Below are 645 nucleotides of genomic sequence, written 5' to 3' on the forward strand. Positions count from 1 at the left end.
GGGATTCGGCCTAACCCCGCGGCAATTGAGTTGGCCCGCCGCGTCATAGATAAGCGAACGCCAAGATCTGGCAGCCTCGTCCTCGGAACGGTCGCGGATCGCCCGTTCTGCGGTCTCAGCGATGCCCGTCCATCGTCCGGTGTCACGTCGGCCGGCACCTGACCGGACTTGGTGACCGTCGTCCTCCATATCCATGAAGGTGACCAGAGAGTCAGGGGCATGGCCGTTGCTGGTCTTGGTGAACCCAAAGATCGAGGTCTTCACGCCGCGCTGCTGCTCGAAGAACAGCTGCTGCGGCATGTCGATGACGAAGTCCAGCCTTGCTCGGGTCAGGATCTCGCTGGCAGCCTTTGTGTCTTTCGAGAGGGTGTTGACGGGCATGATGATGATGAGCCGGCCGCCTTCCTCCAGATACTCAATCGCCGACATCGTGAACTTGATCGGATTATCGGTCTCGTATGGGGGATTGATGATGCATTTCGAAGGGCCAAGTCCGTTGATGTAGTCCCGGAAGTCCTCATCGGCGTCGGCAATATGGAAGGTCTTGCCACGGGTCACCAATGAGTCACGGAATATCAGGTTGGATCGCCCGTCTCCGTGCAGAAACATGTTGCTGCACGCGAGTGCGAATAGCACGGCATCGAC

1 protein-coding gene is annotated in these 645 nt (G+C 58.8%); it reads right to left on the reverse strand.

The features are described 5' to 3' along the window. A partial coding sequence (locus HPC46_RS34625) for an N-6 DNA methylase (RefSeq protein WP_179476469.1) occupies nt 1–609 on the reverse strand: 609 nt, incomplete at its 3' end. Nucleotides 610–645 lie beyond the last annotated feature (36 nt).

The organism is Mycolicibacterium vinylchloridicum, from assembly GCF_013404075.1.
Lineage (GTDB): Bacteria > Actinomycetota > Actinomycetes > Mycobacteriales > Mycobacteriaceae > Mycobacterium > Mycobacterium vinylchloridicum.